This is a genomic window from Sphingobium bisphenolivorans, assembly GCF_000412635.1.
In the GTDB taxonomy this organism is placed as follows: domain Bacteria; phylum Pseudomonadota; class Alphaproteobacteria; order Sphingomonadales; family Sphingomonadaceae; genus Sphingobium; species Sphingobium bisphenolivorans.
The window spans coordinates 25553-48548 of record NZ_ASTG01000019.1; the positions used below are offsets into that span (position 1 = coordinate 25553).

19 protein-coding genes are annotated in these 22996 nt (G+C 63.9%); 10 read left to right on the top strand and 9 right to left on the bottom strand.

Annotated elements, in window-relative coordinates; translation table 11 throughout:
- Positions 1–9: 9 nt before the first annotated feature.
- The 4 genes from L858_RS0114320 to L858_RS0114340 form a co-directional block, all read right to left on the bottom strand.
- Positions 10–1131 carry an acyl-CoA dehydrogenase family protein gene (locus L858_RS0114320; protein WP_022683843.1) on the bottom strand — a complete coding sequence of 374 codons (1122 nt, stop codon included), beginning with the start codon at positions 1129–1131 and terminating at the stop codon, positions 10–12.
- A 44-nt stretch (positions 1132–1175) separates the two neighbouring features.
- Positions 1176–1793: a TetR/AcrR family transcriptional regulator gene (locus L858_RS0114325; RefSeq protein ID WP_022683844.1), complete on the bottom strand. Its 618-nt coding sequence runs from the start codon at positions 1791–1793 to the stop codon at positions 1176–1178.
- 389 nt (positions 1794–2182) lie between these two features.
- Complete coding sequence (locus L858_RS0114335) at positions 2183–3109, bottom strand: MBL fold metallo-hydrolase (protein ID WP_022683846.1); 927 nt, start codon at positions 3107–3109, stop codon at positions 2183–2185.
- Positions 3110–3236: 127 nt separating this feature from the next.
- Positions 3237–5636: a TonB-dependent receptor gene (locus L858_RS0114340; protein ID WP_022683847.1), complete on the bottom strand. Its 2400-nt coding sequence runs from the start codon at positions 5634–5636 to the stop codon at positions 3237–3239.
- 744 nt (positions 5637–6380) lie between these two features.
- Here L858_RS0114340 and L858_RS0114345 point away from each other — a divergent pair.
- The 9 genes from L858_RS0114345 to L858_RS0114385 are packed head-to-tail and all read left to right on the top strand — an operon-like array spanning position 6381 to position 17341.
- Positions 6381–7463, top strand: a complete 1083-nt coding sequence (locus L858_RS0114345; protein WP_022683848.1) for a putative urea ABC transporter substrate-binding protein — start codon at positions 6381–6383, stop codon at positions 7461–7463.
- A 39-nt stretch (positions 7464–7502) separates the two neighbouring features.
- Positions 7503–8318, top strand: a complete 816-nt coding sequence (locus tag L858_RS0114350) for an ABC transporter permease (protein ID WP_022683849.1) — start codon at positions 7503–7505, stop codon at positions 8316–8318.
- Positions 8315–9109 carry an ABC transporter ATP-binding protein gene (locus L858_RS0114355; protein WP_022683850.1) on the top strand — a complete coding sequence of 265 codons (795 nt, stop codon included), beginning with the start codon at positions 8315–8317 and terminating at the stop codon, positions 9107–9109. Before L858_RS0114350 ends, L858_RS0114355 begins: the two co-directional genes overlap by 4 nt.
- The gene (locus L858_RS0114360; protein WP_022683851.1) at positions 9102–9563 is read left to right on the top strand and encodes a CopG family ribbon-helix-helix protein; all 462 of its coding nucleotides are present in this window, start codon (positions 9102–9104) and stop codon (positions 9561–9563) included. Before L858_RS0114355 ends, L858_RS0114360 begins: the two co-directional genes overlap by 8 nt.
- Entirely contained in the window at positions 9560–10384 is an 825-nt protein-coding gene (locus tag L858_RS0114365) for an urea amidolyase associated protein UAAP1 (protein ID WP_022683852.1), read from the top strand. Before L858_RS0114360 ends, L858_RS0114365 begins: the two co-directional genes overlap by 4 nt.
- 17 nt (positions 10385–10401) lie before the next feature.
- Positions 10402–11040, top strand: coding sequence for an urea amidolyase associated protein UAAP2 (locus tag L858_RS0114370; RefSeq protein WP_022683853.1), 639 nt, complete (start codon positions 10402–10404; stop codon positions 11038–11040).
- Positions 11037–14633 (top strand): urea carboxylase, encoded by a 3597-nt coding sequence (uca, locus tag L858_RS0114375; protein WP_022683854.1) that lies wholly within the window; start codon positions 11037–11039, stop codon positions 14631–14633. The genes L858_RS0114370 and uca overlap by 4 nt, the downstream gene beginning before the upstream one ends.
- Positions 14630–16405 (top strand): allophanate hydrolase, encoded by a 1776-nt coding sequence (gene atzF / locus L858_RS0114380; RefSeq protein ID WP_028056150.1) that lies wholly within the window; start codon positions 14630–14632, stop codon positions 16403–16405. The genes uca and atzF overlap by 4 nt, the downstream gene beginning before the upstream one ends.
- A gap of 3 nt (positions 16406–16408) precedes the next feature.
- Positions 16409–17341: a Vgb family protein gene (locus tag L858_RS0114385; RefSeq protein WP_022683856.1), complete on the top strand. Its 933-nt coding sequence runs from the start codon at positions 16409–16411 to the stop codon at positions 17339–17341.
- Between the two features lie 42 nt (positions 17342–17383).
- Here L858_RS0114385 and L858_RS0114390 read toward each other — a convergent pair whose 3' ends face one another.
- The 5 genes from L858_RS0114390 to L858_RS0114410 all read right to left on the bottom strand — a co-directional run bounded on the left by L858_RS0114390 (position 17384) and on the right by L858_RS0114410 (position 21756).
- A complete protein-coding gene (locus tag L858_RS0114390; RefSeq protein ID WP_028056151.1) occupies positions 17384–17716 on the bottom strand; it encodes a UrcA family protein in 333 nt (110 codons plus the stop codon).
- Between the two features lie 125 nt (positions 17717–17841).
- Positions 17842–18213 carry a hypothetical protein gene (locus L858_RS0114395; protein ID WP_022683858.1) on the bottom strand — a complete coding sequence of 124 codons (372 nt, stop codon included), beginning with the start codon at positions 18211–18213 and terminating at the stop codon, positions 17842–17844.
- 21 nt (positions 18214–18234) lie between these two features.
- A complete protein-coding gene (locus tag L858_RS0114400; RefSeq protein WP_022683859.1) occupies positions 18235–19806 on the bottom strand; it encodes a tetratricopeptide repeat-containing sulfotransferase family protein in 1572 nt (523 codons plus the stop codon).
- The gene (locus L858_RS20205; protein ID WP_022683860.1) at positions 19803–20732 is read right to left on the bottom strand and encodes a sterol desaturase family protein; all 930 of its coding nucleotides are present in this window, start codon (positions 20730–20732) and stop codon (positions 19803–19805) included. Before L858_RS20205 ends, L858_RS0114400 begins: the two co-directional genes overlap by 4 nt.
- An 85-nt stretch (positions 20733–20817) precedes the next feature.
- Positions 20818–21756: a LysR family transcriptional regulator gene (locus L858_RS0114410; RefSeq protein WP_022683861.1), complete on the bottom strand. Its 939-nt coding sequence runs from the start codon at positions 21754–21756 to the stop codon at positions 20818–20820.
- 102 nt (positions 21757–21858) lie between these two features.
- Between L858_RS0114410 and L858_RS0114415 the strand changes: the two genes are divergently transcribed.
- On the top strand, positions 21859–22875 hold the full coding sequence (locus L858_RS0114415; protein ID WP_022683862.1) for an isopenicillin N synthase family dioxygenase: 1017 nt from the start codon (positions 21859–21861) through the stop codon (positions 22873–22875).
- Positions 22876–22996 lie beyond the last annotated feature (121 nt).

The window sequence follows — 22996 nt, forward strand, 5'->3', positions numbered from 1 at the left end:
TCTTCTCCTTCAGAGCGCCCTGGCGATGACCATGCGCTGTATATCCGACGTGCCCTCGTAAATCTGGCACACGCGTACGTCGCGATAGATTCTGGCGACGCCGAATTCCTCCAGATAGCCGTAGCCGCCGAGCGTCTGCATCGCGCCGGAGACGATCGCCTCCGCCGCTTCGGATGCGAACAGTTTGGCCATCGAAGCTTCGGTGAGGCAGGGGGCGCCGGCGTCCTTTACCCTTGCGGCGTTCAGCACCAGCTGCCGCGAAGCCTCCAGCCGGGTGGCGAGATCGGCAAGGCGGAAGCCCACCGCCTGATGTTCGATGATCGGCTTGCCGAAGCTCTTGCGCTCCTTGGCATAGCCGATGGCGATCTCCAGCGCCGCCTGCGCCATGCCGACGCACTGGGCGGCGATGCCGATCCGACCCGTTTCCAGATTGGCAAGCGCGATGCGATAGCCTTGCCCAGGCTGGCCGATCAGCAAATCATCCTCCACGAACATATCGTCAAACCGCAGGGCGCAGGTGTCGGACGCGCGCTGCCCCATCTTGTGCTCGACCTTGTCAACGACATAGCCGGGGCGGTCGGTCGGCGCGATGAAGGCGGACAGGCCCTTCTTGCCGGCGGCGGGGTCGGTCACGGCGATGATCATGACCAGCCCGGCTATCTTGCCCGAGGTGATGAACTGCTTGGCGCCGTTGATGCGCCAGCCGCCATCGACCTTCACCGCGCGCGTGCGGATCGCCGAGGCGTCGGACCCGGCGTCCGCTTCAGTCAGGGCGAAGGCGCCGATGGTGCGCCCGCCGATGAGGTCAGGCAGGAAGCGGCTCTTCTGCTCGGCGCTGCCATCCTTGAGCAGGCCTGACACGAGGATCGAGTTCTGGATCGACACAATGGTGGAGAGCGCGCCATCGGCCGCCGCGAGTTCCATCAGGGACAGCGCGTAGGCGACGGAGTCGGCTTCCGCGCCGCCGAAGGCTTCCGGCGCGGTCATGCCCCAGAGCCCAAGGCCCGCCATCTGCTCGAACAGGGAACGGGGATAGCCCTCCGCCTCGAAACGGGCGGAATGCGGGCGTATCTCCTCCTGAGCGAAGGCGCGGACCGTGTCGCGGATGGCGAGCTGGATTTCAGTCAGCATAGATACTCATCTTTTCAGGGCGTCCGTTAAGCTGTTCAATTGCGTCACTCGCGGGGGTGGAGGCCCTTCGTCAGAATGTCGACCAATTGCGCAGCGACGTCTTCGGCGGAGAGGGGGCCTTCGGGGTCATACCAGCGGCCGGGCCAGTTGAGCGCGCCAGCGAGGGCGAATGCTGCCATTTTCACGTCAACGGGCGCGATGGAACCATCCGCTATCGCGTCCCGGATCAGACTGCGCAGCGCATTGTCGATCTCCCGCTTCAGCTGCCGGTAACGTGGCAGGCTGGCGGGTGAGAGCGCCTCTTCCCCCGTCCGGATCACGCAGCGGCCGAAATCGTCCATATTCACTTCCGCGTAGCGGCGCAGGAAACGGGTCAGGCGATGGTGGCCGTCGCCTTCCTCCCCGCGCGCCTGTTCCGCCGCTTCCAGCAACTGCTGAAGGCCGATCGTCACGCATTCCAGCAGCACCTGATCCTTGTTCGCGAGATAATGGTAGATGGTGCGCTTCGATATGCCGAGCGTGGCTGCGACATCGTCCAGCGACGTCGCATGAAACCCGCGATCATTGAACATCCGCACGGCGGCGCGCAGCACCGCCTCGCGCTTTGCGGCGCGTTCCGCCTCTTTCTGGGCAGCGGTTCGAAAGGGTGAAGCAGCGTCCATTGTTCCTCCCTTTTCTCCAGATACAGCATTGGCAGGAAACTTCAGAATCCGCAATGTACTCAAAAGTGCTATGAGCACTCTTGAGTTTTTAGTAGCGTTGGATGAGATAGCGCCACCTCCGCCATTCCGGGCGAGGACGAGTATCGCGCCGCCTATTGCGTCATGTCGGCCGCCCATCTCCAAAGCGGACTATGGCTGTTCCATCGCCCTCAACTTCTTCGGGCGGGTGGCGATCTTCCATGCCATCAAGGGGCAGTTGATCCGGGGCACCGCGGCCTTGGCCCATGCGCGCGAGCGTGCCGAAAGCCTGCCGCGGCTGATCGCCCTGGCCGTCGAGAGCATGGAGGCGTGCCGACAGGCGGGGCAGGCTCTTCCTTCGCGCGCTTCACTCAGTTGTCGCGTGGCGCGACGGGGTAGATGACGAAGTGGTCATGGACCTGGGGCCGATCGGCAGTATCTGAGGCAGTTCTCAGTCCGGTCTGCAACTCACCAATGCTCCGCGCCGGCAGTTCGAGCAGATGCTCGTCCGGATGCGTCTTCGCTTCGTGCGGATAGTCCTGCCCGGGCGTCTGCGTCATTTCGATATGGGCGCCCAGCACGGCGCGGATCGGATGCTTCGCCGCGAAGGCCACCAGCCGATCGACGCTGGCGCGGTTGTCCGGCAGGAAGTTGACCGGCACGTAAAGGCGGCCGGGATAGAGCGTATCTCCTGACAGCAGGATTTTCAGCTGCGGGTCATAGACCATGATCGCCGCTGCCTGATGGCCTGGCGTCGGAATTATGGTGAGCGCCCGTCCGCCAAGGTCGAAGCGGGCGAGATCGCGCGGCCAGTGGCCGATGCCGAAGAAGCGCGCGACATATTCCGGCGTGAGCCCGACGAGCGTCGTGTCGGGCCGGTCGCGAAATGCGGCATCGCCCGCGACATGATCGCCATGGCTGTGGCTGTGGGCGACGATGAGCGGGATCGTGGCCCGGCCGTGCGCTGCCAGCCATCGGGCGATGAGCCGATCGACGACCGGCCTGATGTTGCCGCCTTGCGCGCCCGTGTCGATCAGCAGCGCCTTCTCGCGCCCGAACAGCAGATAGAGGAAGGGGGCTTCGAAGTTGGTCTTGACCGACTGGCGGATGACAAAAGTGTCGCTATCGAGCGGCTGCACCTGCGCTTCCGGCTCCTGCGGCAGCGTGCCGTCGATCCAGCGTTCGGGGAACAGGGCGGAGGAACCGGCAGCGGGCGCCGATGCCGCGCTGCAGACGAGCAACGTTGAAAGGATGGCATCGATGATCCTGACTGATCGTCCGCTATAGAGCGTCATCATCGCCTTCCATCTTCCCCTATTATGGGCAAACGGTCTTCATCGGCCGTCATCCCCGCCTCCGCGGGAATGACGGTCGTACCATATTGATAGGGGGACGCCCTATCCTGGCGTCCCTTGCCCGATCGGGTCAATATTTGAACCGCGCCTCGATGCCGAAGGTGCGGGGGTTGATCACCGCCTGCTTGTAATAGCGCAGCCGCACCCCGTCGTTGAGCCCCACTCGCGACCGGTCGTTCGCGACCGACACCACCGCATATTTGTCGAAGATGTTGTTCGCGAAAAGGCTGACGCTGTAGCGCTTCGTCTCATAGGAAAGGGAGGCGCGGTGCAGCACATAGCCCGGCAGCTTGTCGCCATAGGCCCGATCCCAGCCAAGCCGCGTCACGACATTGCCGCGATAGGTGGCGGTCCAGTCGGCGACGATGTCGCCGTCCATGAAGGGCATGGTATAGGTCGCGCCTAGGCTGCCGCTATTCTTCGCCGACCCCGGCAGCCGGTCGCCCGACAGCGCGTCCAGCTGGATGGGGGAACTGGGATAGGTCCCCGGCGGATCGTTGACGGCGATGATCGCAGGCACGTCTTCCGTCAGCTTGGCATTGACGTAGGAGTAGGTGCCCTGGATCGACAGACCGGTGACGGGCTTGACCTGGAAGGAAGTTTCAAAGCCCTCCGACTTGGCCTTGCCGCCATTCACCGTGATACCGACGATGCCGTTCAGCGTCGCGGAATCCACCTGGATGCCGTCCCATTTGATCTGGAACACGTTGAAATTGAAGGTCAGCTTGCGATCGAAAAATTGGGTGCGGATGCCGATTTCCGCGTTCTTCGTAGTGTCCGGACCATATTGAATTTCGTTCGGCAGGCCGCACACATTCTGCTGCGTCGGATCAAGCGGCAGGATGCAGGGCGCGACCGTGTTGGGGCCGCCGATGCGATAGCCTTTGCTGTAGGTCGCATAGAGCATGAGGTCGGGGGTGAAGTTGTAGGAACTGTTGAGCTTCCACACCCATCCGCTCTTCTTCGACTTGCCGCCTGCCGGGTCGAGTTCATAGGGGCTGACCGGTTCACCGAGCAACGGGAGAACCGAAAGTCCCGTGATGTCGGACGTGTAGCCGAAATAGCGCGCGCCGGCGGTAACTTGCCATTCAGGCGTCACGCGGAACGTGCCTTCGCCGAAGATTGCCTTTTCCGTGATCTTCGACTTCACGAAAGACGCATATTCGACCGCATCGGGATTGGGTTGCGTTCCGAACTCGACCCAAGGGTGGCCCGGCACATGTTCGATATAGTCGCGCTGCCGCTTCTGCCGGTTGTAGAAGCCGCCCAGCACCCAGTTGAACGGGCCGCCGTGACGGGAAACGAGGCGGACTTCCTGGTTGAACTGCTTGCGGCGATCGGTCGCTTCGTTCCAACTGGAAAAGGCGGGGAAGCTTTCATAGCCATAGTCGAGGTCGAGCAGCAGGTCGGTATTGTCGCTCTGGTTGCGGTTCTTGACGTCGGTGTAGGCCGTCGTCGCGACCAGATCGGCAATGTCCGCAAGGTTGGCGTTGATTTCCATGCTGCCGAGATGCGCGCGGCGGTTGACTGCCTCGATATAGCGGCCGGCGCTTTCATAGCGGCCCGTGCCGAGAACGCCGTTGCTGTTATACTGGCCGCCGTCGGTCTTCGTCCGCTGGAAGGCATAGGTGAAGTTGACCTTCAGGTCTTCGCTGAACTGGACCAGCAACTGATTGCGGGTGGTGAAGGTCTTCTCGAAGTTGAGGTCCTTGCGGCCGGTGAGGTTCGCGGCATAGTCGGCGGGCGTCACGATGTCGGGACCGCTGGGCTGCGGCAGCGACACGCCGGGGGTCTGAAGCAGCAGCGGATAGTCGATGAAGCCGGGATCGTAGAAATAGCCGGTGGCGGTCCGGAATGCGACATGGTCGCGGATGATCGGGATATTGATCACGCCGTCCAGCTGATAGCCGATCTTGCCGCTATGATCCTTGCCATAGAGGCGGCTGTGCACTTCGCCCTCGATGCTGTCGAGATCGGGCCGGTTGGGGATGTTGCGGATGGCTCCTGCAAGCGTGCCCAAGCCATAGAGGGTGCCCTGCGGCCCCAGCAGCGTTTCGACCCGCGCGATGTCGAGCAGCTTGAAGTCGTAATAGAGCGGCACTTCGCCGAGATAGACGCCCAGCGCATCGTCATAGGAAGCGCCCGTCGCATCAGCATCGGACGCATTGAGGCCGCGAAGCACGATCGATCCGGTCGACCCCGGACCAGTGTCCGAAATGGTCATGCCAGGCGTGAAGTCGGCGAGGTCGCGCACGTCGTCGATGCGCTGGCGGGCGATCTGTTCCTGTCCGACCGCGCTGATGTTGATCGGCACGTCCTGGATCGATGTCGCGCGCCGCGTGGCTGTCACGACGATCTCGGTGCCGTCTCCTTGCTCGGCATCGGGCGCCTGTGCCTGGGCAAAGGCCGGGATGGCCCCGACACCCATCAGAAAGGTCGCGCCCAACAGCGTATTGCGAAACAATGTCATAGTCACTTCGACCCCCTCTGCGGTTGAGCCTTTAAGTGACATCCCTCCTCTTGACGCTCTGGCTAGGCCGGCGTCTTGCTGGCCGGGTTCCGGCCGATCGAACTTCCCTGTCTGCGCCGGTTGGAACGGCGAGTTCATTGCGGCGCGATGACTTTGCGCCGATCATGACTTACCGTGATGAATATGCACATGGGCGCGGATGATGATGGTCGTGACGCCACCCAATCGGCCCTGCTGACGGAATGTCCCGTCTGAGCAATTGGAGCAGGTCAATTTACGATCCACGAACCCTCACATCAACTCGGTGTTGAAACAGCAATCCACCATCCGTCTTGCTGCTTCGTCAAATTGCAACACTTACGCTATGGATATTACGTTTCTCGTCAAGTGTAATAATTCTGCACTTGCTTAGTATGAATGGTATATCGTGGTGCGATGCACAAATTCCCTGTTTTCCGCCGCATTGCGCATCCCTGATCCCGAGCATCTCGCTGACTTAACATGATTGTGACGCCCGCCGAATCGGTTTTCATTCATTAGCGACGGGGGGGAAAGATCCCGCGTTCATTTCCTAAGATCGCGCGGAGAAGCGGTCCATCTTCACGCAGAACGAACCGGCGTGGAAAATCCGCTACTGCTGCCCGCATCTTTTTTCGGGTATTACATAAATGTCGATCCGTAATATTTTTTGGTGGACAAGGGTGCGCCGCTTCGCGATGCTGCATTGCGAAAGGGGATCGAGTCATGATCGGGTCGCTTGTCAAGTTAAGCAGGATCGCGCTGATGGCTGGGGCATGTCTTCTGGCCTCATGTTCACCAGGGCAAAATCCCGGTTCCCAGGCTCGCACCGAATTCAGCATCGGCTGGTCGATCTATGCCGGGTGGATGCCCTGGCCCTACGCGCAGCAGGCCGGAATCGTGAAGAAATGGGCCGACAAATACGGGATCAAGATCAATGTCGTCCAGGTGAACGACTATGTGGAGTCGGTTAATCAATATACGGCCGGCAAATTCGACGGCGTGACCGTCACCAACATGGACGCGCTGACGATCCCGGCAGCAGGTGGCAAGGATACGAGCGCCATCATCGTGGGTGACTATTCGAACGGGAATGACGGCATCCTGCTGAAGGGTGCCGACAAGTTCGCCGCCATCAAGGGGCGGCAGGTTTATCTGGTCGAGCTTTCGGTGTCGCACTATCTGCTCGCCCGTGGACTGGAGAAGGCGGGAATGAAGCCCACCGACGTCAGGACGGTGAACACGTCCGACGCCGACATCGTGGGGGCCTTCAGCAGCCCAGACGCCACGGCAGCAGTCGCCTGGAACCCGCAGCTGTCCGTCATGAAGAAGGAGGCCGGGGTCAGGGAGGTGTTCAGCTCCGCCCAAATACCCGGCGAAATTCTGGACCTGCTGGTGGTCGACACCGCGACGCTGAAGGCCAATCCCAACCTCGGCAAGGCGCTGACCGGCATATGGTATGAAACCATGGCGCTGCTCAATCGGCAGGACGCCAAGGGCAAGGAGGCGCGCGCCGCGATGGCGAAGCTGGCCGGCACCACGCCCGAGCTCTTCGACAGCCAGCTCGCGACCACACATCTCTATGCCGATCCCAAGGGAGCGGTCGCCGCAGCGGACGCACCCTCGCTCATTACTACCATGACCCAGGTGCGCAACTTCAGCTTCGCGCACGGTCTGTTCAAGGGCGCAGCCTCCGCCGACGAGGTCGGCATGGGCTTTCCGGGCGGCAAGACGTTGGGCGATCCCCAGCGCGTGACGCTGCGCTTCGACGACAGCTTCATGAAGCTGGCCGCGGATGGAAAGCTCTGAGCGGTTCGGTCCGGCTCAAAAAGATATGAGTGTGACAGTATGCGTTGGGTGAACCGACATGTCCGCCGGGGCGAAGGCTTCCTTCTGGGATCGCTGCCGATCCTGCTCCTGGTCCTCCTGTACCTCGTGCTTGCGGCGCAGCGCCACGCGCTGAACCCCATGGACAAGGTCCTGCCGCTGCCCGGCGGCATGGCGGAAGCCCTGTCCAGCCTGCTGTTCGAGCGCGACCTGCTGACCGGGCAGATCATCTTCTGGGCGGATACGGTTGCAAGCCTCCAGCGGCTGGGCATCGGCCTTGGCATCGCGACGCTCGCCGCGCTGGTGGTGGGGCTGGTCCTTGGGGCGCTGCCGCCAGTGAGGGCGACGCTTGGCCCGCTGGTGACCGGCATCGCCGTGATCCCCCCGATCGCGCTGCTGCCGATCCTCTTCATCGCACTCGGTCTGGGCGAGACGGCCAAGGTCGCCCTGATCGTCATCGGCATCGCGCCAGTCATGGTGCGCGACATCACCGCGCATGTCGCCGCCCTGCCGCGCGAGCAGATCGTGAAAGCCCAGACGCTCGGTGCGAGTTCCTGGCAGATCATGATCCGTGTGGCGCTGCCCCAGGCCATGCCGCGCCTGCTGCACGCTATCCGCCTGTCGCTGGGCCCTGCCTGGGTGTTCCTGATCTCGGCCGAGGCGATCGCTTCCGACGTCGGTCTTGGCTACCGCATCTTCCTCGTCCGCCGCTATCTCTCGATGGACGTCATCATCCCCTATGTCGCCTGGATCGCCCTGCTCGCCATCGTCGCCGACGTGGCGCTGGTGGTCGCGAGCCGCAAACTCTACCCCTGGGCGATGGGAGGCAGCCATTGAGCCCGCTGCTTAGCCTCCGCAACATCTGGCTCGAATATGGCGACAAGATCGTCCTTGAGAATGTGAACCTCGATATCGAGGCGGGCTCCTTCGTGTCGATCATCGGCCCATCGGGTGCGGGCAAGAGCAGCCTGCTGCGCGTGGTACTGGGTCAGGAAGTGCCGACGCGGGGGAGGATTTTCCTAGACGGCGAGCCGCTGCTGTCAGAATGCGGCCCGGATCGCGGCGTAGTGTTCCAGCGCTATTCGGTCTTCCCCCATTTGTCGGCGCTGCGCAATACGGTCTTCGGTTTGGAGTGCGAGAAGGCACCGCTGTCAGCCCGGCTGTTCGGCAAGGCCCGTCGTGCAGCCGAGGCGGAGGCCGCCGAGATGCTGGACGCCGTCGGCCTCGGCCATGCGATGCACGTCTATCCGGCGCAGATGTCGGGCGGCATGCAGCAGCGGCTGGCGATTGCGCAGGCGCTGATCAAGCGCCCGCGCATCCTGCTGCTGGACGAACCGTTCGGCGCGCTCGACCCTGGCATACGCGCCGACATGCACGGCCTGATCAGGCGGCTGTGGCGCGACAATGGGCTGACCATCATCATGGTCACCCACGATATTCGCGAGGCGTTCTCGCTGGGGACGCGGGTGCTCGCCTTCGACAAGCGCCGACACGATCCGCACGCCCCGCACCGCTTTGGCGCCACCGCCGTCTATGACCTGCCGCTGCGCAAGGCGGAGCCTGAAGAGACGCCCGATGCCGCGGACCAGGGGCAGCCGGAAAGCAAGGAGAGCGTTGGACATGGCTAGTGAAAATGGGAGCTTGGCAAGGCTCAGCATGAGCCTGCCCCAGGACCTGTTCAGGCAGCTCGACATGATGGTGGAGGAGCGTGAACTGCCGTCCCGGTCGCAGTTGATCGCCGAACTGATCCGCCACGCGCTCGCGGAGCATGAGGCCTATACCCGCCCCGACGAGATGCTCGCCGGCACGATCACCATCGTCTATCGCGGCGATCGGGGTCGGGTGCGGCACCAGCTCGCCCAGACCCAGGCCCATTATCTCAAGGAAGTCATCTCCTCCCAGCATGTCTTCCTGGAGGACGATCAGTCGCTGGAGGTGCTGCTGGTGCAGGGGCCGGCATCGCTGCTGAAGGAGCTGTGCGACGCGCTGCGCCGGGTGCGCGGGGTGCATCAGCTCCAGCTGGTCACGACGACCGCCCTCCTGCCGCCGCTTTACGAACAGAAAACGGAAAAGACCGTATGACCGAGCTTCTTGCAAACCCTCTCGCCGCCCGTGACCATGCGCGCCGCATGGCGGGCACGCGGGTCGAGGCGATGCCGGTGCTGCCGCCGGCAGCCGATGACCTGCCCGACGACGTGCCCGCTGGCGACCTGCTGTGGGAAGAGACGATCGCCGCCGGGGGCTATGCCACGCGCAGGCTGGCGCGGGGCGCGCGGCTGCGGTTGATCGACCTGAAGGGCGACGCCTGCGCTTCGCTCCTGATCTTCAACGCCGACATGCCGAGCGAGCGGCTGAACGTCGCCGACACGGTGAAGGTGCAGTGGAACGCCTATCTGGGCCAGGGCAAGCTGCTGCTGTCTGACATGGGGCGGGTGCTGATGAGCTTCCTGTCCGACGATGCCGGCACCCATGACGCCTTTTGCGGAACCTCCAACGCCGCGGCCAACGAAGCCAGATATGGCGAGGGGCGCAACAGTGGCGCCTATCCCAACGGGCGCGACCGCCTCTTGCTGGGCGCGGCCAAGCATGGGTTGCAGCGCCGCGACGTTCATCCTTGCGTCAACCTGTTCAAGGGCGCGCGGATCGAGGGCGACGGCGGCATCGCGCCGCAGATCGGCCCCTTCGCGCCCGGCCGCAGCCTCATCCTCCGCGCGGAGATGGACGTGATCGTCGTGATCGCCAATTGCCCGCATGTGCTCGACCCGCGCAAGCAATGGACGGTAACCCCGCTGCGCGCGACCGCCTGGCGCGGACCTGTCACGCCGCAGGATGACCCAATCCGCACCGCCACGCCCGAGGGCCTCCGCGCCTTCGAAAATGTCGAAGATTATTTCCGCCGCTAACAGAGGACTGGTTGCCAATGAGCCCCGATCCCCATCTTTCCGACTTGCCCGGCGCCATCGTGCATGACGAGGTCGTTCCCGCCCGCGCGCCGTGGCTGCATCATATTGCCGCCGGCCAGACGCTCCGCATCGTCGATCTGGAGGGCAATCAGGCGGTCGATTTCCTGCTCTATGCCGCCGCCGACGACGCGGAGCGCTACAGCGCGCAGGATACCGTGTCAGCGCAGGGCAATCTGTTCCTGCGGGCGGGTACGGTGCTGCGGTCCAATGAAGGGCGGCCGATGATGACCATCGCGGCCACCTCGGTCGATTATCATGACACGATTGGCGGCGCCTGTTCCTGCGAGAGCAATACGCTGCGCTACGGCCACCACACCAAGGCCGAGCATGCCTGTGTCGAGAATTTCCTGGAAGCCAATCTGCTGGAGGGCCGCGGCAAGCGCGACATCGTGTCCAACATCAACTTCTTCATGAACGTGCCGGTGGAGGCGGACGGTTCGCTCGGCATTGTGGACGGGATATCTGCGCCGGGCCTGACCGTCGATCTGCGCGCCGAGATGGATGTGGTCGTCGTCGTGTCGAACTGCCCGCAGATCAACAATCCGTGCAACGGCTTCAATCCCACGCCCGTCCGCATGATCGTTGCCGCCGCATGAGCTTCGATACTGTCCTTATCGCCAATCGCGGCGCCATCGCCACGCGCATCATCCGTACGCTTCGCCGCATGGGTCTGCGCTCTGTCGCGGTCTATTCGGAAGCGGACGAAGGATCGCTGCACGTATCGGAAGCCGACGAGGCCATGTGCATCGGTCCGGCTCGCGCGTCCGACAGTTATCTCAATATCGCCGCGATCCTCGATGCGGCGCGCGCAGCCGGCGCGGGCGCGATCCATCCGGGTTATGGCTTCCTGGCAGAGAATGTGGAGTTCGCCGAAGCTTGCGCGCAGGCGGGGATCGTGTTCATCGGCCCCACGCCCGACAATATCCGCACCTTCGGCCTGAAGCACAGCGCTCGCGCCCTCGCCGCCGCCCATGACGTGCCGTTGGCACCCGGCACCGATCTGCTGACCGATGAGGAAGCGGCGGTCGAGGCGGCGCACCGCATCGGCTTCCCGGTGATCCTGAAGGCGACCGCTGGGGGCGGCGGCATCGGCATGCGCGTTTGCGAGGATGAGGCCGCCGTGCGCGACGGCTTCGCCGCCGTGGCGCGGCAGGGGCAGAGCAATTTCGGCGACGCCGGCATTTTCCTGGAACGCTATATCCGCCGCGCCCGCCATATCGAGGTGCAGGTCTTCGGCGACGGGCAGGGCCGCATTCGCGCCTTGGGCGAGCGGGACTGCTCGCTCCAGCGCCGTAACCAGAAGGTTGTCGAGGAAGCGCCCGCGCCGCTGCTGCCGCAAAAGGTGCGCGCCGATCTGATCGCCGCCGCGACAAGGCTGGGGGAGGCGGCGAACTATCGATCGGCCGGGACGGTCGAGTTCCTCTATGACGCCGAACGGGAAGAATTTTTTTTCCTGGAGATGAACACCCGGCTTCAGGTCGAGCATGGCGTGACCGAGGAGGTGATGGGCATCGATCTGGTCGAGTGGATGATCCGGGGCGGCGCGGGGGATTTTACGTTCCTGGACGCCGAACTGCGGGAGCCGCAGGGCCATTCGGTGCAGGTCCGCCTCTATGCCGAAGACCCGGCGCTTGAATATCGCCCGACATCCGGCAGCCTGACAGCGGTCGAATTTCCCGAGGGCATGCGCGTCGAAACCTGGGTCATGGCCGGCTCCACCGTGTCGGCTTGGTATGATCCGATGCTCGCCAAGCTGATCGTCCACGCGCCAAGCCGTGACGAAGCCATCGCCGCGATGCAACGAGCGCTCGACAACAGCCGGGTGGATGGCATCGAAACCAACCTGCGCTGGCTGCGGGAGGTAGTTCGCTGCGACGCCTTCGTCAGCGGCGAAGTTTCGACGCGCGTGCTCGAAGATATCGCCTATCATCCCTGCAGCGTTCGCGTCATCAGCGGCGGCATGGCGACGACGGTGCAGGATTGGCCCGGCCGTCAAAAGCTTTGGGCGGTGGGCGTGCCCCCGTCTGGCCCGATGGACGACCAGTCCTTCCGCCTTGGCAACCGTCTGCTCGGCAATCCCGAGGGCACCGCCGGTCTGGAGGTGACGGTGAGCGGGCCGACGCTGAGCTTCACCGCTACCACGCGGATCAGCCTGACGGGCGCGGATTTCGGCGCCACGTTGGACGGTAGCCCGGTCCAGCGCGGAAAGGCGATCGAGGTTGAGGCAGGGCAGACGCTGGCGCTCGGCCGCGCCTCATCCGGCGGCATGCGGGGCTATATCCTGTTCGCCGGCGGCCTCGACATCGCGCCCTATCTCGGCAGTCGCAGCACGTTCGAACTCGGCCAGTTCGGCGGCCATGCCGCGCGCCGGCTGCTGGCGGGCGACACCCTGCATCTGGCTGGCGAAGCGACCGACACTCCCCTGCCGCAAGCCGCTCTGCCCGACCTGCCGAAACTCTGGACCCTGCGCGTCCTCTACGGCCCGCATGGCGCACCCGATTTCTTCGCGGACGAGGATATCGCCACGATCGTCGCGGCCGAGTGGGAGGTGCATTATAACAGCAACCGGACCGGCGTCCGCCTGATCGGCCCGAAGCCCAAATGGGCGCGTGCGGATGGGGGCGAGGCGGGGCTTCACCCGTCCAATATCCACGACAACCCATACGCCATCGGCGCGGTCGACTTCACCGGCGACATGCCGATCATCCTCGGCCCGGATGGCCCATCGCTGGGCGGGTTCGTCTGCCCCTTCGTGGTGATCGCCGCCGATCGGTGGAAGATCGGTCAGCTCACGCCCGGCGACAAGCTCCGCTTCGCGCCGGTCCATGTCGAGGACGCCATCGCGGCAGACAGGCAGCAGCGCGATCTGATCGTCGCAGGCACGCCCCACGTGCCGAACGCGGCGCGCCCCATCGACACGCTTTCGCCCATTCTTGCGACGATCGAGGAAAGCGGCGGCCGCCCGCGCACCGTCTATCGGCAGCAGGGCGACCGTAACATCCTGGTCGAATATGGCCCGATCGTGCTCGACATAGAGCTTCGCATCCGCGTCCACGCGCTGATGACCGAGTTGGAGCGGATGGCGCTTCCCGGCGTCGTCGACGTGGTGCCTGGCATCCGCTCGCTCCAGTTGCACTTCGATGGTCAGATACTGGATCAGCGCGCCGCGCTGGCTGTCCTGATCGACGCCGAGGAGCGGCTGGGCGACCTTGCAGACTTTACCATCCCCTCACGCGTCGTCCATCTGCCCCTAAGCTGGCGGGACCCTGCGACGATTGAGACGATCGAGAAATATATGGGTGCGGTCCGCGACGACGCGCCCTGGTGCCCGGACAATATCGACTTCATTCGCCGCATCAATGGCCTGCCGGATGCAGCGGCGGTCGAGAATCTGATCTTTGACACGACCTATCTCGTCATGGGCCTGGGCGATGTCTATCTGGGCGCGCCGGTCGCAACCCCGGTCGATCCGCGGCATCGGCTGGTCACCACCAAATATAATCCGGCCCGCACATGGACCCCGCCCAATGTCGTGGGCATCGGCGGCGCTTATATGTGCATCTACGGGATGGAGGGCCCCGGCGGCTATCAGCTGTTCGGCCGCACCATCCAGGTCTGGAACACGCACCGGCAGACCGACGCCTTTATCGAGGGCAAGCCGTGGCTGCTGCGCTTCTTCGACCAGATCCGCTTCTATCCGGTGAGCGCGGATGACCTGGCCGAATGGCGGCGCGACTTCCCCAGCGGGCGCCGGTCGATACGCATCGAGGAGTCCGAATTCCGGCTCGCTGACTATCGCGCCTTCCTGGCGGACAATGCGGTGTCGATCTCGGAGTTCGAGAGCCGCCGCAAGGCCGCCTTCAACGAGGAACGCGCCGAATGGCAGCGCAGCGGCGAGTTCGACCGCGTCACTAGCCTCGCCGACGTCGAACCGCCCAATGCTGGCGCGATCGAAGTGCCCGACGGCGCAGACGTTGTCGAAGCGCCCTTTGGCGGCAGCCTGTGGAAGATGCTGGTCAATATCGGCGACGAAGTGAAGGCGGGCGATACGATCGCGATCATCGAGGCGATGAAGATGGAGAGCGCCGTGCAAAGTCCCGGAGCAGGAACGATCGCTGCGATCTATGTGCAGGAACGCCAGTCGCTGCAACCCGGCGCCCCGATGCTGGCGCTGAGGGCGGAGGCATGAGCGGGATGGGGTTCGACCGCCATAGCGCCGCCATCATCGGCGCCGATGTCAACGCCAGACGGACCAGCGCCCTTGCCGTGGCGGAGGAGACGATCGCACGCCTTGCCGCCTATGATGCAATACAGCCGCAGGTCTGGATCAGTCGCTTCAGCGAGGAGGCTATCCGCTCCGCCGCCCGCGCCGTCGATGCGCGTGTCGCTGCCGGGGAGGCGCTGCCGCTCGCCGGCGTACCCTTTGCAGTCAAGGATAATATCGACGTTGCCGGATTGGACACGACGGCGGCGTGCCCAGCCTTCGCCTACAGCCCCAGCCATTCCGCGACGGTGGTTGAAAAGCTGCTGGCGGCTGGTGCGGTCTGCGTCGGCAAGACCAATCTCGACCAGTTCGCCACCGGCCTCAACGGCACGCGCAGCCCCTATGGCGCTCCGCGCAACGCCTACAATCTCGCCTATGTGAGCGGCGGGTCGAGTTCGGGCTCGTCGGTAGCCGTCGCGGCGGGCCTAGTCGCCTTCGCGCTTGGCACGGACACGGCGGGCTCCGGGCGGGTGCCTGCCGCCTTCCAGCATCTGATCGGCTTCAAGCCGAGCAAGGGACGGTGGAGCAGTAAGGGTCTTGTGCCCGCCTGCCGTACCCTCGACTGTATCACGGTCTTTACCGATGACACCGCCGATGCCCGGCTGCTGGATGAGGTCATCGCGGGCTTCGATGCCGCCGACCCCTATTCCAAGCGGCTTGCCGACCGGCCGCTCCCGCGCAAGCGGATCGGGGTGCCGCGCCGGTCGCAGCGGGTCTTTTTCGGGGATGGCGAGTCCGAATTCCTCTACGCTCGCGCGTTGGAGAAGCTCGGCCGCCTGGCCGAGATCGTGGAAATCGACCTCGCCCCGCTGCAGGAAGCGGCGCTGCTGCTCTATGGCGGGCCATGGGTGGCGGAACGCGCCGCCGCCATGGCCGGCATGCTGGCCGACAATCCCGACGCCATCGATCCGACCGTCCGTGAAGTGGTGGCGCCCGGCCTGGCGATCGGCGCGGTGGAGCTGTTCAACGGCATCTACCGCTTGGCCGAACTGAAGCGCCACGCCGACCTGCTGTGGGAGGGGATCGACATGCTCGCCTTCCCGACCGCCGGAACCACCTACCGAGTGGCCGAACTGTTGGTCGCGCCGGTCGCGCTCAACAGCGCGCTCGGCTTCTACACCAATTTCGTGAACCTGCTCGACATGGCCGCCATCGCGGTGCCGGCCGGCGTACGGGACAATGGCACTGGCTTTGGCATCACCCTGATCGGCCCGGCCGATACCGACCGCGCGTTGCTCGACGCAGCCGACGCCTATCTCGCCGCCGCCGATCTTCCTTCTCCACCACCACTCGATCTGGAGGGCAAAATGCAGACCGTGAAACTCGCCGTCGTCGGCGCCCATCTCAAGGACATGCCGCTGCACTGGCAGTTGACATCACGGGAGGCGAAGTTCGTCGGCTCCTTTAAGACAGCTCCTAGCTATCGGCTCTATGCGATGGCGGACAGCGTGCCGCCCAAACCCGCGCTGGTTCACAGCAGTGATGGCGGGCCGATCGCCGTCGAAGTCTATGAGCTGGGCGTGGCGGAGTTCGGCAGCTTCGTCGTCGAGGTGCCGGCGCCGCTCGCGATCGGCACCGTGACGCTGTCCGATGGCAGCAGCGTCAAGGGCTTCGTCGCAGAACCGCGGGCGCTGACCGGCGCCGAGGATATTACAGACCTCGGCGGATGGCGCGCCTATATCGCGCGGCAGGGCTGACCCATGAAAACGCGCAATCTGGTCATGGCCTGCGCCGCTGGCATCGCCTCCCTCTTTCCCTTCGCGGCGCAGGCGATGGAGGAACAGGTCATGGAGGTGCCGGGCTTCGCCGACTTCCTGGCCGTGGACGGCAGCAGCGTCTGGGCGACGAACGCCGGGCGCGTCGAACGCTGGTCGCGTAAGGGCAAGCTCGCGGAAGTCGCCATGAGCAAGCCCTGCGGCGCGATGGCGATCCTGCGCGGCTCGCTTTGGGTGGCCGACTGTCAGGAGAAGGCGCTCGTTCGGATCGACACCCGAACCGCGAAGAAGATCGCGACGATCCCCACCGGCATCGCCAATGAGCAGGGCGAACTGAACGTGGTGGCCGGCGCTGGTTCGATCTGGGTGGCGAGCGACAATGAAGCGGGCCAGGTTTCGCGCGTCGATCCTGCCACCAATCGGGTCATAGCCATCATCCCCGTCGATCCCGGCACCTGGTATCTCGCCTTCGGCCACGGATCGCTATGGGCGGTGAGCGCGCAGGGCCAATCCGTCCAGCGCATCGATCCGCGAACCAACAGCGTTGTCAAGCGCACTGCGCTCGGCAAGCAGCCCGGCTTCCTCGCTGCTGGTGAAGGGGCGGTATGGGTTCAGGAACAGGGCGACGGCACGGTCGCCCGGATCGATCCTGTCACAGGGGATGTCACGACGCGCATCAAAGTGGCCGACACGCTGAAATGGGGAGATATCGATACCGGCGGCGGCAAGGTGTGGCTGCGCACGACCGAGGATCAGACCTTCGTCGTGATCGACCCCAAGACGCTGACCGTCAGCGCGCGCAAGGGCAAGGCAGTGGGCAGCGGCGCGGTGCGCTACACGCGTGCGGGCCTGTGGACATCGGCGCATGACGTGCACACGCTTTCCTGGTGGCCCAACCCGGCGAGCGTCGGGAAGTAAACAGTGCGCGGCCGGAAGGATCCGGCCGCGACATCGACTGGTTCAATGATTATAGGCGAGACGGGTCGAGGCAGAGGCTGGAGCCATCGCGGTGCGCGCCTCGATCTGCGAGCGTACGTCCGCGATCACGGCCGTCCGGCATTCCCGCGCCTTGGCTTCCACCGCAAGGTGAACGCCGGCAAGCTGATCGCCGCAAACGGCGCGGGCAGCTTGATCCATGCGGATTGCGAGGCGCTGCTGGCCACCGGAGGTGGCAAGATCAATGCCCTTGAGGTCGAGGATGGCCTGGTCGCGCACGAAAGGGTTGTCGGCGGCGCTGGCAATAGTGGAGGTCGCAAAAGCAATAGTGGCGAGAGCCGCCAAGCCAATCTTCATCATAGTCTCCTGTGCGCAGAACAAGCGCCGCTCTACGACGGCTGCCGCATATATAGAGCCAGGAGTAGAAAACTTCAATACTGAAGCGCAAAACGTTATTTTATTACTGATCTATTCTCCATTTATTACTTGGCCCGGACAGTGAGGTAAGCAAGATCCTCGCTATGGCCGAGCAATCCGATGGGTAGGAGGGCTTCGCTCTCCACCGCGGCGACCGCGACCGTGATGGTGCGCGCATAGGGGCTGGACCATTGGCGCAGGGTTTCGATCGGTATGCTGACGCGCCATTTGTGCTTGCCCTGAGCCGCGACGGCATGGCCGTTGATTCGCACCGCCGATGCCGCGTCGGCCCGCCGGCCGGTCACGACCAGGCATGATCCCGCCTGGCAGTCGGCGAGCCGGGTCCGGCTCTCGGCCGCTGCGGGGGTGGCGAACGCAGCGCTCAGGATTACCCCCAGGGAAAAAAGGAGGCTTGTTGCGTCGAGGCGGATCGGCATGATGCTAAACGCTCCTTTTCATCAGTTGATCGGGATGCCGGCGCATTGGAAAAATCGCCGGACGGGTTCCAGCACCTCCGCATGCTGCTTCCAGCGGGCGACGGAGTCCGAATAGATGGGCTGGCGCACCTGCGCCGCGCTGGGGGTGGATACCGGCGCGCGGTTGGCGTGGAAGGCGAGGCACTCGTCGGCCCAATCCAGCCCGCAATGCGTCAGGATGCGGCGGGTTTCGCCCGGCTGGTCGGCGACCAGCTGCTCATAATCCACCTCTATCAACCGGTCGGCCAGCGCCTCGCGCCACAAGCCCATCATCCGGTCGAAGCGGACATAATAAGCGGCGATGTCGAGCAGGTCGTAGCTATAGTCATAATAGCGTGAGCTGACCGCGAACAGGTTGCGGAAATTGCTGAGCACCGTATCCATAGGGTGCCGGCGCAGGCAGACGATGCGGGCATGGGGCAGCGCCCGCGCGATGAAGCCCAGATACTGGAAATTGCCCGGAAATTTGTCGGTGAAGCGCAGGCTGGGATCGCGCCGGTGATGGCTCGCCCGTTGCAGGAAATTGCGCCCGATCTCGGCCATGTCGGTCCGAGCCGCCGCGTGGACCGTCTCGGCATCCAGCACCGTCGGCGTGCGCGTGGCCGCCGCGCGCTTCACCGCAAGCGCCATGGCCTGCAATTCGCCCGCGCTCTCAACATCGGGATGCGAGGAAAGGATGCGGTCCACCAGCGTCGTGCCCGTGCGGGGCATGCCGACGATGAAGATGGGTGCGTCCTCCGGCGCTTCACTCGCCGCTGCAGGAAGCGGCCACGCCGCCTCGATCGCGTCGAACAGTGCGGCATCGCGCTGGAAATGATAGGGCAGCGTCCGGCGATGTTCGGCATTGGCCTCGCACAGGGCTTCAAGCGCCTTGTGCGGCTCGCCGACATCTTCCAGCTCCTTCGCCAGCGCATAGCCGAGCAGCAGCCTGTCGCGCGGCTCTTCAGCAGCGGCGCGAGCGGTTGCCAGCCGCGCGACATGATTGCGCTCGGGCGATTGTTTGCGAAGGCTCGCAAGAAGGTGATGCGCCCGCGCGTCGCCGGGGGCTTGCAGGATCAGTGTTTCCAGCGCCCTTTCCGCCTCGTCCACCCGGCCGAGGAAGTTGAGGGTCACCGCGAGATTATAGCGGTAAGCGGTGTTGCGCGGTTCCAGCCGCACCGCTTCGGCGAAATGGGCGAGCGCGCGGGCGTGATCGCCCAGCCTGGCATAGACGCAGCCCATCGTGTCACGGCTGAGTGCATCGGCCGGCGGGGCCTGCTCGGCATCCCGCAGCGTCGCCGCTGCTTCGCCATCCTGCCGGACGAGCGTGAAGAGCTTGGCGAGGTGCGCACGATATTCGCCCTGCGGATCCAGCGCCACCGCCCGCTTCAGCTGCTGAAGCCCCGCACCAATATCGCCACCGTTCGATTGAGCAATGCCAAGGAGAAAATGTCCTTCGGCATCATCAGCATTTTCTTCGACCACCCGCGCCGCGAAACGATGGGCTGCGGCCAGATCGCCGCTGGAAAGAGCGGTCCGCGCGGCTTCCACACGGGCGGAGCGCATCACGGTCATGCGGTGGCCGCCGGCTCGCCCTGAACGGTCGAGGCTTCGCCGCCGGCTCGAGCCGCCGCCTTGCGGGCCTTGTAGCGGTCGATCGCGGGCTGAAACGGGAACAGCGTCTGCTCCCGGATCGTCAGCCGCCGCCGTTCATCCTGGCCGACCAGCACGCCTTCGCCCTCGCGATAGGTGCCGAAGATGCGGTCGAGGAGGATCAGCGAGTTGCCATAGTTGCAGCGGGTGCTCTCATAGTCGGTCGAGTGGTGAAGGCTGTGGTGCCGGATCGTCGTGAAGAAGAAGGAGTACCAGATCGGCGGATCGGCGCGGACGTTGGCATGGGCGAAGACGGAGATCACACCCATCACATTGATGGCGGCGAACAGCGCCGTTTGCTGGAAGTCGAACAGGGCAAGGACGCTCAGGCTGATGAGGAACAGCTCGATCGGATTGCCCACCGCGCCTTTCGCGGCATTCAGCTGCGTGAGATGGTGATGCGGTGCGTGGGTCAGCCAGAAGGGCGTCCAGTTGTGCATCAGCCGGTGCATCCAATATTGGCCGAATTCGAGAATGAAGATCGCCAGTGCGACCTGCGCCAGCCATGGCAGATGCGTCACCCATTCCGTCTTGATGCCGAGCGACGACTTGACCGCCTTGAGCGGATCTTCGGCGAGTGCCTGCGAACACCATGTGATGACCGTCGCGCTCAGAACGGAATAATAGAGATCGGTGACGAACTCGCGGCCGTTCATGCGCCAGCCTTGGTGCCGCTCATTCACCCGTTCGAGCAGCAGCACGATGATGACGATCAGCGGAGAGGTGATGCTGAGCGTCCAGGGGTGGTTGAGCAAGGCGGCGGGGCAAAACGCCCAGAACAGCAGCACCACCGCGATCATCAAGGGTGGAATGTGGTTGAAAATTCGACCTTTAAGACTCGCTGGCATCCCGCACTTCCCTTCGCAGAGCAGGTTGCGTTGCAGCGCGTCATGAAGGGAGGGGGAAATCGGCGATGGAAGACATAGATACGGCCTATGCCCTTTGTTGTGCCCTTATCCTGCGGAACACCTCGTCCCAGAAAAGCTGGGTGGCGGTGTCCCGGGCAGGCTCCGACCGGGCGAGCAGAAAAATATCATAGCTTGGCTCAGAATCAGCGTGGAGCATGGGCCACAGCCTTCCGCCAGTCACATCGCTTTCGGCGGCGAGGACAGGAAGGAAGCCGATCCCGACACCCTGGGTGATGAGCCGTCGCGCTTCATGGATATCTTCGGCCAGCCCGCTCACTTGCGTGCCCAACCGATAACGCCGCCGCAGATGCGTGATCTGCTCGATCTCGTCATCGCCGGTCAGGACGAACCCCTGATCCTTGAGTTCTCCCAGCCGGCTGACACGGTGCCCGAAATAGGGGCTGCTGCGGGAACAATAAAGCTGCTGCCGCTCCACCAGCAGCGGCTCGTACATCAGGCTGCCGCGAACGCTGCTGTCATAGCCAACGCCGATCTCAACCTCGCCCTGCTGAAGCGCGTCCAACACCTGCCGCCAGGGCGAGACACGGATTTCCATGTGGATGGCGGGATTGCGCCGATGAAAGCTGGCGATTGCCTCATCGAACAAGGGGGAGACGAGTCCCGAGACGATCTGGATGCGGACGATGCCCTCGACCCGCTTCGTCGCCTGGGCTATCTGGTGGGGCATCATGCGCGCCGATTCCAGCATATCCTCGCACAGCGTCATCATCGCCCGTCCGGCTGCGGTCATTTCAACGCCGGTCGCCGTGCGGTGGAGCAGCGTTGCGCCCACATGATCTTCCAGCCGCTTTAGCGCCGCGCTGATGCTGGGCTGCTGTCGATTGAGCTGGCGGGCCGCCGCGCCGATACCCCCGGCGCGGACGATGTCGACAAAGGTGCGCATCAGGTTCCAGTCGACGCGGCTGGCGAATTTCTTGTCGATCAGGGGAGTGCGGTCACTCATGCATGTCTCCGAGCGGCTTCGGGGCCCTCATAGATGAGATCAATGCAGAATATCAAATCATCCCGGCTATCCTTATGTCCTGATGATGACCACAAGCGGGACATGACAGATGCCGCCACTCTTCCCGTCGTCGACATATCGCGCCTGAATGGGGGAAGCCTCGATGAACGAAGGGCGCTGGCCCGCGAACTGGACGACGCATGCGCCCGGCACGGCTTTCTCTACATCAAGGGTTCGCAGTTCGACCCGGCGCTGTTTCGCCGCCTGGTCGAACGCGCGCAGGCCTATTTCGCGCTCGACCATGATGCGAAGATGCGCAGCTATATAGGCCGTTCCGAAAATCACAGCGGCTATGTTCCGACAGGGGAAGAGCAATTTGCCGGCGGCTCCAACGATCTCAAGGAGGCGTATGACGTCAATTACGACTATGCCGCCGCCGACGGACGTCGCCCGCTGCTGGGGCCTAACCTGTGGCCCGACATGCCGGGATTCCGCGAGGATGTGCAGGCCTATTACGCACATATTGTAAGCATCGGCCGCCAACTCTTCCGCGCTTTCGCCCTGGCGCTTGGACTGGATGAAGATCATTTCGACGGACACCTGCGCCATCCACCCAATCAGTTGCGTCTGATCCATTATCCCTTCGACGCTGCGGCGGAGGATCGTCCGGGAATAGGCGCGCACACCGACTATGAATGCTTCACTCTGCTGTTCGCGACGGGGCCTGGCCTGCAAATCGTGGACAAGCAGGGCCAGTGGGTGGACGTGCCACTGATCGAAGGCATGATGATCATGAACATCGGCGACATGATGGAGGTGCTTTCCAATGGCCGTTATGTCGCAACCCGGCATCGCGTGAAGAAGGTGGAGCAGCAGCGCTTTTCCTTCCCGCTCTTTTTCGCCTGCGACTATGATTATGTCGTGGCACCGGTGATCGGCGGAGGGGCGGCGCGATATGCGCCAATCAAAGGCGGCGAGCATCTGTTCAACCAGACGGCCCAGACCTTCACCTATCTGAAGCGGAAGGTTGCGAGCGGCGAGCTGGCCCTCACTGACGCAGTGCCGCTCGACTCCTTCGGCCAGCATGCAACGGAGCTTGGGCATCATTCCTGTCTATGACTTCTATATCCTATTTGCATCTGGCGTGATGAGTGCACGTTGCCGATGCACGCAACATCAGGTTTCACGGGCTGCAGACATCCCCCACGCGAGCGAGCGTGCCGGACGAAAAGCAGCGGCC

Coding starts and splice junctions, on each gene's coding strand:
- L858_RS0114320 (WP_022683843.1), bottom strand. CDS start 1,131: ATGCTGACTGAAATCCAGCTCGCCATCCGCGACACGGTCCGCGCCTTC.
- L858_RS0114325 (WP_022683844.1), bottom strand. CDS start 1,793: ATGGACGCTGCTTCACCCTTTCGAACCGCTGCCCAGAAAGAGGCGGAA.
- L858_RS0114335 (WP_022683846.1), bottom strand. CDS start 3,109: ATGATGACGCTCTATAGCGGACGATCAGTCAGGATCATCGATGCCATC.
- L858_RS0114340 (WP_022683847.1), bottom strand. CDS start 5,636: ATGACATTGTTTCGCAATACGCTGTTGGGCGCGACCTTTCTGATGGGT.
- L858_RS0114345 (WP_022683848.1), top strand. CDS start 6,381: ATGATCGGGTCGCTTGTCAAGTTAAGCAGGATCGCGCTGATGGCTGGG.
- L858_RS0114350 (WP_022683849.1), top strand. CDS start 7,503: ATGCGTTGGGTGAACCGACATGTCCGCCGGGGCGAAGGCTTCCTTCTG.
- L858_RS0114360 (WP_022683851.1), top strand. CDS start 9,102: ATGGCTAGTGAAAATGGGAGCTTGGCAAGGCTCAGCATGAGCCTGCCC.
- L858_RS0114365 (WP_022683852.1), top strand. CDS start 9,560: ATGACCGAGCTTCTTGCAAACCCTCTCGCCGCCCGTGACCATGCGCGC.
- L858_RS0114370 (WP_022683853.1), top strand. CDS start 10,402: ATGAGCCCCGATCCCCATCTTTCCGACTTGCCCGGCGCCATCGTGCAT.
- uca (WP_022683854.1), top strand. CDS start 11,037: ATGAGCTTCGATACTGTCCTTATCGCCAATCGCGGCGCCATCGCCACG.
- atzF (WP_028056150.1), top strand. CDS start 14,630: ATGAGCGGGATGGGGTTCGACCGCCATAGCGCCGCCATCATCGGCGCC.
- L858_RS0114385 (WP_022683856.1), top strand. CDS start 16,409: ATGAAAACGCGCAATCTGGTCATGGCCTGCGCCGCTGGCATCGCCTCC.
- L858_RS0114390 (WP_028056151.1), bottom strand. CDS start 17,716: ATGAAGATTGGCTTGGCGGCTCTCGCCACTATTGCTTTTGCGACCTCC.
- L858_RS0114395 (WP_022683858.1), bottom strand. CDS start 18,213: ATGCCGATCCGCCTCGACGCAACAAGCCTCCTTTTTTCCCTGGGGGTA.
- L858_RS0114400 (WP_022683859.1), bottom strand. CDS start 19,806: ATGACCGTGATGCGCTCCGCCCGTGTGGAAGCCGCGCGGACCGCTCTT.
- L858_RS20205 (WP_022683860.1), bottom strand. CDS start 20,732: ATGCCAGCGAGTCTTAAAGGTCGAATTTTCAACCACATTCCACCCTTG.
- L858_RS0114410 (WP_022683861.1), bottom strand. CDS start 21,756: ATGAGTGACCGCACTCCCCTGATCGACAAGAAATTCGCCAGCCGCGTC.
- L858_RS0114415 (WP_022683862.1), top strand. CDS start 21,859: ATGACAGATGCCGCCACTCTTCCCGTCGTCGACATATCGCGCCTGAAT.